At 58.1% G+C, this 9,611-nt stretch carries 9 protein-coding genes, 1 tRNA gene and 1 pseudogene; 4 read left to right on the top strand and 7 right to left on the bottom strand.

The window, feature by feature from the left end:
• Positions 1–185, bottom strand: a pseudogene (locus tag F6V30_RS13900) (OmpA family protein); the annotation flags it as partial.
• Positions 186–428: 243 nt separating this feature from the next.
• Here F6V30_RS13900 and F6V30_RS13895 point away from each other — a divergent pair.
• The 4 genes from F6V30_RS13895 (at position 429) to F6V30_RS13880 (ending at position 3,043) form a co-directional block, all read left to right on the top strand.
• Complete coding sequence (locus F6V30_RS13895; RefSeq protein ID WP_151157531.1) at positions 429–611, top strand: hypothetical protein; 183 nt, start codon at positions 429–431, stop codon at positions 609–611.
• Between the two features lie 119 nt (positions 612–730).
• On the top strand, positions 731–961 hold the full coding sequence (locus tag F6V30_RS13890) for a hypothetical protein (RefSeq protein WP_151157530.1): 231 nt from the start codon (positions 731–733) through the stop codon (positions 959–961).
• A 639-nt stretch (positions 962–1,600) separates the two neighbouring features.
• Positions 1,601–1,966: a hypothetical protein gene (locus F6V30_RS13885; RefSeq protein ID WP_151157529.1), complete on the top strand. Its 366-nt coding sequence runs from the start codon at positions 1,601–1,603 to the stop codon at positions 1,964–1,966.
• A 69-nt stretch (positions 1,967–2,035) separates the two neighbouring features.
• Positions 2,036–3,043: a glycosyltransferase gene (locus F6V30_RS13880; RefSeq protein ID WP_151157528.1), complete on the top strand. Its 1,008-nt coding sequence runs from the start codon at positions 2,036–2,038 to the stop codon at positions 3,041–3,043.
• 111 nt (positions 3,044–3,154) lie between these two features.
• Here the strand turns inward: F6V30_RS13880 and F6V30_RS13875 are convergent.
• The 6 genes from F6V30_RS13875 to xseA all read right to left on the bottom strand — a co-directional run bounded on the left by F6V30_RS13875 (position 3,155) and on the right by xseA (position 9,318).
• Positions 3,155–3,231, bottom strand: a tRNA-Pro gene (locus F6V30_RS13875).
• A gap of 50 nt (positions 3,232–3,281) precedes the next feature.
• Positions 3,282–4,568, bottom strand: a complete 1,287-nt coding sequence (locus tag F6V30_RS13870) for a peptidase MA family metallohydrolase (RefSeq protein WP_191965699.1) — start codon at positions 4,566–4,568, stop codon at positions 3,282–3,284.
• 35 nt (positions 4,569–4,603) lie between these two features.
• On the bottom strand, positions 4,604–6,481 hold the full coding sequence (gene dxs / locus F6V30_RS13865; protein WP_151157526.1) for a 1-deoxy-D-xylulose-5-phosphate synthase: 1,878 nt from the start codon (positions 6,479–6,481) through the stop codon (positions 4,604–4,606).
• Between the two features lie 178 nt (positions 6,482–6,659).
• Positions 6,660–7,553 (bottom strand): polyprenyl synthetase family protein, encoded by an 894-nt coding sequence (locus tag F6V30_RS13860; RefSeq protein ID WP_151157525.1) that lies wholly within the window; start codon positions 7,551–7,553, stop codon positions 6,660–6,662.
• Positions 7,554–7,679: 126 nt separating this feature from the next.
• On the bottom strand, positions 7,680–7,907 hold the full coding sequence (locus tag F6V30_RS13855) for an exodeoxyribonuclease VII small subunit (RefSeq protein WP_149305566.1): 228 nt from the start codon (positions 7,905–7,907) through the stop codon (positions 7,680–7,682).
• Positions 7,908–7,977: 70 nt separating this feature from the next.
• Positions 7,978–9,318 (bottom strand): exodeoxyribonuclease VII large subunit, encoded by a 1,341-nt coding sequence (gene xseA, locus F6V30_RS13850; RefSeq protein ID WP_151157524.1) that lies wholly within the window; start codon positions 9,316–9,318, stop codon positions 7,978–7,980.
• Positions 9,319–9,611 lie beyond the last annotated feature (293 nt).

The raw sequence follows: 9,611 nt of genomic DNA, 5'->3' as shown, positions 1-9,611 counted from the left end.
TCCGTAAAGCTATAACCGCCCCTGAGGGAGTACACGGGGGCGGTGTCGAGATGCTGTCCCCCATCATAGGTGTAGCCGCCGATCATGGGGGAAACCGAGAACTGCCCCGCCGATACGGCCCCGAACGCCGTGCCCGAGAATGCCAGTACCAGGGATACGGCCGCACATGCACATATTTTTTTCAAAAAAACACCTCCCGTGTTGGCGTAGCCTTGGCAGAATAGCATGGTTGGCGGGACCGGTCAAAGAAGAAGGTTTTCAGACCGGGGTGGCAACAAGCAGGGAGGTGCAGAAACGCCATGCGAAGGGGACAGGCCAGAACTGCGTCAATTTTGATTGACCCCGCCGGGTTGGTAACAGTATATTTTCAGACCACGTAACGCCTTCGTTGACGATGACGACAATGATAACAATACAAGGGGTATCGTATGAATTGTACTATCGAACAGTTTGAGGATGTCGTTGCCAAGTTCAAATTTTTTGCCGAGTCGGTTGAGCTTGAACTTTCATCCGAAGCGGATGGACTGCGGCAGGAATTGGTTGTGGTTTGCGCTGAGTTGCTGACGACCGTGAGGGAGGAGATCAAGGCTGGGGCTGATTCTATCTTATAAGGGACTTCCTGGAAAGCTCTTCGTCTGACAAACGGCAGCGAAACCTTTTCTTGGATTCCCGGCCTGTTGATCTTTTCGATGTTGCGTCCTGAGGCGTTACCGGTAATTAAGGAGATGCTATGCACCTGATTGAAACGATGTGGAGCGGCCTTGGCGGCATGGGCTCGGGAACCATTTTATTAAAAATGTGTTTCATGCTCTTCCTGGTGGGTTTGTTTTGGGTAAGCTGCGAATTCGCCAAACACGTTATCAGCGTCGGTTCCAAGCTGCTAACGGATGCTATGCGCTATCTCGCGGTGATGGTGAGAGGGTGGCCGGAAGGACCTGATAAGCACTCAGAGGACAAATAGGGCAAAAGCTACAAGACGTGATACGCTCGCCGTGGAGGAGGCAATTTGAGATGCCGGTTACATGGTGAAGGGTACTTAAAAGGCTTTCAGGATTTGGACGGACCACATGATATCGCGCACAAAGGCGCATTCGCAGAATACCGTGCACCTTTTTAAATTGTTTTCATCAAAGCAATACCGTGGGCATTCGGGAGATTTTACCTTATTCACGGTATATCGCGTGCCGGTGAATAGATCAAAGAATTCCGCTACGTCGATAGCCAGCGTTGAACTGCACGATGGAGCATGATGGGTAAAGAGCAATAGACCCATCTCAAGGTTTTTGAAGTTGACCTGATAACCATGCAACTTCAAGTATGGATCTGAGAGGAACTTGCTTCTGGTTGACCACGTTGCTCCGCAACAGGGGCATTTCTTGAACAAAGGCATGCGTGAGGTCGCCCTCCGGATTGATAAAAGGCTGTTAGTTGACTCTAACGAACTCAGGGACAAGCTGTCAAGCCAAGTATACAGAATAGCGTAATATTATGGTCGTCTCTGTCTTTATGGCGGACGTGGGTGCTGGTAATGCATTGATTCTTATCAACTGGTCGGGTATATATTTTGAGATTTCTCATTGATTGGGAAAGAAGGGGATACATGGCTGCCGTTACCATTCAGATACAGAACGACATAATGATTGTTAATGTAGTCGGCAGACTGTCATTTGATGAAATTGTCGATACGATCAAGCACCGTTATGACATGGTAACGTGTCATGTATTATGGGACTTCAGTCGCGGCAATGTCGGTGATATCACAACCGAGCAGTTCAAGCAAATACTTGCACTGGCAAAAGAATACCGACCCTTCTGCGAAGGCGCCAAGACCGCCTATGTCAGTACCATCGATAGCAACTTCGGGATGACGCGTATGTTTTCGACAATGGCGGAAATTGCCGGCCTGCCTTACCCCTATAAAGCTTTCCGATCTTTTGAAGAAGCTGTTGATTGGCTGCGGGAGTAGTCAACCTTCTCATCTGCCGAAACTCTGATACTTGCCAAGCAGAGCATTTTCCCCTCAGAATCGTTCTCTATGCGTATTGCTCTTATCTCCCCATACTCCATCGGTGCGATGCGTGGCAACATCACCACCGTCCGCCGTATTGACCAATGTCTCAACAAGGCGCACATCGAGACTCTCGTGTTGGCTGCCGACGTGCTTTCAGTCGAGGAAATGGTGCAGCGCCTGCTCCCGTTTTCACCGACACTGATCCATGGCTTCCATGCCAGATACTGTGGCGAGATTGCCGTGATCCTGGCTGACCGTCTTCAGGTTCCCTCTGTTATAACCATCACTGGCAGTGACCTTCATGATCCGGCCCTGCGCGATCATCCCGCGACCGTCACAGCGTTGGCCCGGGCCGCGGCAATTACCTGTTTCTGTACGTCGGAAGCAGATGAACTGGTTGCCCGTTTCCCAAGGTTACCGGGACGCGTCGCCGTGGTGTCCCAAGGTGCAGAGGCGTTGCCGGACAGCGGAAGGAGGGATTTCGGCATTCCAGGCGACTGCTTTGCCATCTTGCTGCCGGCGGCGCTACGGCCGGTAAAAAATGTCGAATTTGCCATTGCCGCCACCGAGAAGCTCTGGCAAGTCGATACGAGGTTCCGGCTGGTGATTGCCGGAGGGGAGATTGACCGCAGCTACGCCCACAGCATCCGTTCGATGCTTGATGTTGCACCTTGGGCACGTTGGCTTGGCGAGGTTCCGCACGAAGAAATGGGTGCTCTTTACCGCCGTGCCGATCTGGTGATCAACTGCTCAATACATGAGGGGATGCCCAACAGTCTCATGGAAGCCATGGCTCTGGGACGGCCGGTCGCGGCGGTTGACATCCCCGGTAATCGTCCGCTGGTTCGACAGGGGGATACCGGCTGGCTATTCGACGATGAATCGACTTTCAGGACACTGGTGGTAACGCTTGCGGGTGATAAAATGCTGCGGCAGGAGATCGGAACGCGTGCAAGGGAGTACGTCGAGGCCAACTTATCGCCCTACGCCGAAGTAGAGAAGTACCGGAACCTCTACCGCAGCTTGGTCTGAACAGGGCACACATCCCCGGCACATGGGGAGGCGATGTTGCATTACGGCATTTACTATGGTACACGAACAAAAAATGACCTAGCCATAACGTGGCTAAGTCATTGATTATGCTGGTCGGGGAGACAGGATTCGAACCTGCGACCCCCTGTGCCCAAGACAGGTGCGCTACCAGACTGCGCTACTCCCCGACGCGAAAGAGATACTTAATATCACATGTATGGCGGCATGGCAATAGAAATTACTTTTCCTCCGTACTGCCCCCAACAAGACGTTCGCGCCATTCCCTGATGATTCCGTCATAGGTCAGGTTATAGTCGGCCAATGCCGCTGTAATAGCCGTCTCGATATTCAGACCGTTACCCAGGCCGACGAGTATCTGCTTTACCCGGTGCCAGCCATAGGTGGTCACCAGATAGTCCACCATGCTGTAGCTCTGCTGGTAGGCCAGCATGGCATCGGCAGAGGCGAGGCCGCTGAAGCTTTTTTCGAGTTTTCTGAAGTCGGTAACGACGCCTTTGCGAACGGCATGCTCCAATTCGGTCAGGGGGCGGTTATACTGCGTCCTGCCGAAGACTTCGGCAATACCTTCGTTGAGCCAGAGCGGGCAGTTGCCGCGTGTCAGTTCGAATACCACCACATGGGCATACTCATGATACAGAACTGCCCGTAAGGCCGGGTTTATCTCTTTTGCGGAGCCGAAGGGGAGCCTGATCTTGCCGTCGTAGACCCCGCCGGACCAGTCGGGCGAATCGGTTACGGTCCGGTAGTCGCTACGTTTGTAAATGCCTACCGGTACGCGTGCCTGAGGATAGTGGTCAAGTTCGGAATTGACCGTGCTGGCCGCCGATTCCAGCACGTCCAGGACTGTCAGGGCAAAGGCCGTATCCACATCAGGATCGTAGGAAAGATCGAAACGGGAGCTATGTCCCTGGTCCATGGACGCTTCGACGGCCGTTTCCTTGCGCGCCTTGCTGAGTACATCGAGAATTTCCTTGCGTCCCGGCGCGCGTTTCAGGGCGAGTTCCCAGAGTTCCACCGCCTGTTGGCGGTCGTCGGTATCGTACAGCACCAAGCCAAGAAAAAAGAGCACCTCGATAGAGTCGCCCGCCTGTGAACGGGCCTGTTCCAGTTCGGAACGGGCTATCTCGTATTTTTTGAGGTGGTAGTTGCAGATGCCTCGCAGCAGGGCATAGGCTGCGTCATCGGGATAAAGTTCCTGGGCCTTGAGGAATACCGCGTCCGCCTGTTCGTAGCGTTTTTGCGCGAAGAGTTGGTGCCCGTACGCCGCATATGCGCTTGCCAGATTATACGTAATCTTCTCGTTGAGCGGGAACAGGCGATGGCTGCTTTCCAGTTGTTCCAGGTCTTTTTCGCTATACCGGGGAGCCGTTGAGGGGGACGTTTTATCGTTTTGGGGGGGATCGTTATTGACCGGCTCGGCGGCGTAGAGGAGAGAAGACGACAGGCATGATGCCGTCAGGAAAAGGGCGGCGTGGTACAACAGGGAATGCCGGCATCTTCGCAATGCCGGCATTCGGCGGTTTTGGTGCCCGCGCGGCGTCATGGGCGGGAGATGAAGGCGTGCACCGATGCTACGATCCCGGCGCAGTCGAGTCCCACCATGGCGCGCAGTTCGTGCTGTTCGCCCTGGGGTATGTAGTGGTCGGGGTAGCCGAGGCGCAGAACCGGTACGCCGGTCAGGCCGTGCTGTTCCAGCAACTCCAGTATGGCCGTACCGAAACCGCCTTGCAAGGCGTTCTCCTCCAGGGTCACAATCCGGCCGTGCGTGCGGGCGAGTTCCAGGATCAGCGCCTCGTCCAGCGGCTTTACGAAGCGGGCATTGACAACGGCCAGTGCCATGCCGTGCTCTTTTTCAAGTTGCCCGGCCGCCTCCAGGGCGGGGTAGACCATGGTGCCCAGGGCCAGCAGCACGCCGTCCCCTCCTTCGCGGAGCAGTTCGGCCCGACCCACGGGGAGCGGGGCCAGGGTCTGCTCCAGCGGCACGCCATAGCCGTTTCCCCGGGGATAACGCACGGCGGCCGGGCCGCCCAAGTGAAGGGCGGTGGTCAGCATGTGCTGGAGTTCGTTTTCGTCTTTGGGCGCCATCAGGGTCATGTTGGGCAGGTGACGCAGGTAGGAGAGGTCGAAGGCGCCGTGATGGGTGGGGCCGTCGCTGCCGACCACCCCCGCCCGGTCCACGGCAAAGGTCACCGGCAGGTTCTGCAGGCAGACATCGTGGAAAACCAGGTCGTAGGCGCGTTGCAGGAAGGTGGAGTAGACCGCGAATACCGGCCGCAGGCCACTGGCCGCCAGGCCGGCGGCAAAGGCCACCCCATGCTGTTCGGCGATGCCCATGTCGAAAAAACGTTCGGGGTATTCCTTGGCGAATCCGCTCAGACCGGTGCCGTCGGGCATGGCAGCGGTGATGGCCACGATCCGTTCGTCTTCGGCAGCCAGTTTACAGAGGGTGTTGCCGAAGATTGCGGTGTAGGATGCGGCACCGCCTTTCCCCTTGAGCACCTTGCCGGTTTCGATCTCGAACGGTCCGACGCCGTGGAAAAGCGACGGGTTGTCTTCGGCAGGTTTATAACCTTTGCCTTTCTTGGTCAGGACATGGATCAGGACGGGATCATGGAACTTCTTGATCCCCTCCAGGGTTTCCAATAGCTTCGGCAGATCGTGTCCATCGATGGGACCGATATAATTGAAGCCGAACGCCTCGAACATCATGCCGGGGGTGAAGAGCCCCTTGAAGGACTCCTCCAGCTTGCGGGCGACATGCAGAACCCCTTTGCCAACGTCCATCCGTTTGAGAAACGCCTCCGTATTCTTTTTAAAGCGATACACGAATTCGCTGGAGGAGGTACGGCTCAGAAAGGTGGAGAGGGCGCCGACATTTTCGGCAATGGACATCTCGTTGTCATTGAGGATGACGATCAGGTCCTTGGCCAGGGCGCCGGCGTTGTTTATCCCTTCGTAGGCCATGCCGCCGGTCATGGAGCCGTCGCCGATCACCGCAACCACCTTGTTCCTGCGCTCATCCAGGTCACGTGCTGCGGCATAGCCGGTGGCCGCCGAGATGGAGGTGGAGGAGTGGCCGACGCCAAAAGCGTCGTGGGGCGATTCGGCCCGTTTGGGGAAGCCGGTGATGCCGTTCAGGGTGCGCAGGGTGGGGAACCGCTCCCGCCGGCCGGTGAGGATCTTGTGGGCGTAGGCCTGATGGCCCACATCCCAGATGATCTTGTCGGCAGGCGAGTCGAATGTCCGGTGCAGGGCAATGGTCAGTTCCACAACGCCCAGGCTGGGCGCCAGATGGCCGCCGTTCTTTGCGCACGTTTCGATGATCATGGTGCGAAGCTCCGCAGCCACGGCCGGAAGTTGGGACAGAGGGAGCTTTTTCAGGTCATCGGGGGAGTTTATCGTTTCAAGGATAGCCATTGACAGGTCCTTATCTAATTTAAAAACATTACCACGGAGGGAGACTGAGGAAAGCGGAACGGACAGGATTGAAAACTAGGTTATTCAGGATTTTTAAAATTGCATTTGTGCATCCTGTCCATCCCTGTAAATGGTTTTTGTCTTTCCTCCGTGTCCTCCCTGGTGGACACTTCCCGTTTCAGTTCTTCCTGTTGACGATATACTGGGCGATGTTCCGCAGCGGATCGGCCTCGGGGCCGAAGATCTCCAGGGCGGCCATGGCCTCATCCATCATGGTCCGGGCTTCTGCCTTGGCCGCCGGCAAGCCCATTACCGCCGGATAGGTCGCCTTGCCGCGGGCCTCGTCGCTGCCTGCATCCTTGCCGATCTCCTCGGTGGTGCCCTCGATATCCAGGATATCGTCGGCGATCTGGAAGGCCAGTCCGGCAGCCTCGCCGTATCGCTTGACGGCAGCCAGTTTGGTCTCGTCCGCTCCCCCCAACAGTGCGCCGGCAACCACCGAGGCCTTGATCAGGGCGCCGGTTTTGTGGGTGTGGATGTACTGCACGATGGGCAGGTCGATATCCGGCTTGCCTTCGCTCTCCATGTCCACGACCTGTCCGCCCACCATGCCGTGGGAGCCGGCACCGACCGCGATTTCGTTGATGACCGCCAGGCGTGCGGCAGGCGGTACATCGCTGTTGAGGCGCGGGTCGCTGGCCAGCTTGAAAGCCTCGGTCAGCAGGGCATCCCCGGCCAGGATGGCGATGGCCTCGCCAAAAACCTTGTGGTTGGTGGGGTTGCCGCGCCGGAAATCGTCGTCGTCCATGGCGGGCAGGTCGTCGTGGATCAGGGAGTAGGTATGGATCATCTCCATGGCGCAAGCCGCCGGTATGGCGCGCTCCGTGTCGCCGCCGACCGCCTGGCAGGCGGCCAGCATCAGGATCGGCCGCACCCGCTTGCCGCCGGCAAAGACCGAGTAGCGCATGGCCTTGTGCAGGTTGTGGGGAAGCTCGGTTTCCTTGGGGAGGAAGCGGTCCAGGGCTTCGTCAACCCGTGTGCACTGTTCTTTCAGGTATGTCTTCAAATCCATGGTGGGGGTCCTTTTTTTGCCGCGGAGACACCCGGGTGCCGAGCTAGCCGACCGAAGAGGTGCGAGCAAGTATCTGGGGCGGGGAAACTGCGTTGTGTCTCTGGGGCAGAAGTTTTGACTTTGATTTTATTCTTCCGGTTCGAACGGCTCTCGGCCAAAGGTTCCGTCCTTGCGCTTCAGCAGCACCTCGACCCGTCGTTCGGCCTCGTCCAGTTTTTGGGAACAGAAAGCGGCGTGTTTGACCCCTTCTTCGAAGGCCTTGAGGGAGTCCTCCAGGGAAATCGAGCCGCCTTCCAGGCGTTTGACGATCTCTTCCAGCTTTTTCAGGGACGTTTCGAATTTTTCCGTTGCCATGTTAAAAACCTTTTTTTGCCTATTTTCACTATCGGGACATTATACAGATATGCCGTCTACGGTCAAGTATTCACGCTTCCCGGCTCTCCACCCGGCAGAGGGCCGTGCCCCGGCGGAAGTTGAGCTTCAGCAGTTCGCCCTCCGCAAGCTGCGCGGCGTCGGTGGCCACCGTGCCGTCTTTACAGCGTCGGGCAATGGCGTACCCCCGGGCAAGGGTGGAGAGCGGCGAGAGCACTTCCAGCCGTGCGGCCTGTTCCCCGAAAGCCAGTTTGAGAACCTTCAGTTTCGATTGTATCAGCCGTTCACCGTCCGACTCGAGTTGGTGCAGGCGCTGCCGGCGATCGGCAATCAAATATATCGGACTATTGAATGAAAGCGATTGATTGAGGCGATTTAGCTGTTCTCTGCGCCGAATCAGGACGTTCTCCAGGCTTACGGCAAGCCGCTCCGTCAGGTCGTCCACCCGCTGGGCCAAGTGCCCCACCAAGGTCGTGGGGTCGTGGAGTGCCCGCCGCAGCAGATCGAGCCGCGCTTCCCGGGCGGCCAGGTACGATTCGATCCCCAGGCGCAGGCGATGGGCCAGGGAATCTATCTGGCCGCGCAGCTCCTCGGCGCTGGCGGAAACCAGCTCCGCGGCAGCGGACGGGGTGGGGGCGCGCAGGTCGGCGGCAAAGTCGCAGATGGTCCAGTCGGTCTCGTGCCCCACGGCCGAGATGATCGGGATGCGGGAGCGGCGTACGGCTCGCGCCACGATCTCCTCGTTGAACGCCCACAGGTCTTCCAGGGAACCGCCGCCGCGGCCGACGATCAGCACGTCCACCTCGCCCAGGCGGTTCATGTCGGCGATGGCCGAGGCGACTTCCCGGGCGGCGCCGTCGCCCTGGCCGCGCACCGGGTAGAGCAGCACCTCCAGCGATGCGAAACGGCGCTTGAGGACATTGAGGATGTCGTGGATAGCGGCGCCGGTCGGCGACGTCACCACCCCCACCCGTTTGGGGAAACGGGGCATGGGGCGCTTGCGGACCTCGTCGAAAAGCCCCTCCCGGGCCAGGCGTTCCTTGAGTTGCATGAAGGCCAACTGCAGGGCTCCGACGCCGGCCGGCTCCAGATATTCGCAGATGATCTGGTATTCGCCGCGCTGGTCGTAGACGGAGAGGCGCCCCCTGACGATCAGGCCCATGCCGTCGGAAAGGCGGAACTTCAGGTTCTTTGCGGCGCTTTTGAACATGACGCACCGCACCTGGGCCCCGGCATCCTTGAGGGTGAAATAGAGGTGCCCGGAGGAGGGGAGGGACAGGTTGGATACCTCTCCTTCGACCCAGACCTGGTCGAAGTTGTCCTCCAGTACCCCCCGGATGAGGGCGGTCAGGCGGCTGACCGTGAGAATGGTCTTTTCGGCAAAGATATCCATAGGGGTATCTTAAGCGTCGCGCTCTCCGGCGTCAATCCCTATCGCCTGAATCCGTGACGCCTCCATGCCGCCGCTTGTCCGGAAGGCGTATGCTTCTGCTGGGATGCTGATCGCCGGCCGTCCGGCGGCGGACCGGCGTGGTGAGTGGTTTGCTGCAATACGGGCGGCGGCTCTTCCGGCCACTACGGCATTCCGGCGTCAGGTGAGGAACTCCCCCCTGCGCGGGTCAACCCCGGGACAGCGCGGGAATGGCGGCGGTCCGGCTTTTCCGCTTTACTTTCAGGCCATATTTA

It is taken from the genome of Oryzomonas sagensis, assembly GCF_008802355.1.
Taxonomy (GTDB): Bacteria; Desulfobacterota; Desulfuromonadia; order Geobacterales; family Pseudopelobacteraceae; genus Oryzomonas; species Oryzomonas sagensis.
Note: the sequence above shows the minus strand (reverse complement) of the source record. Positions and strands in the feature narration are given on the sequence as shown.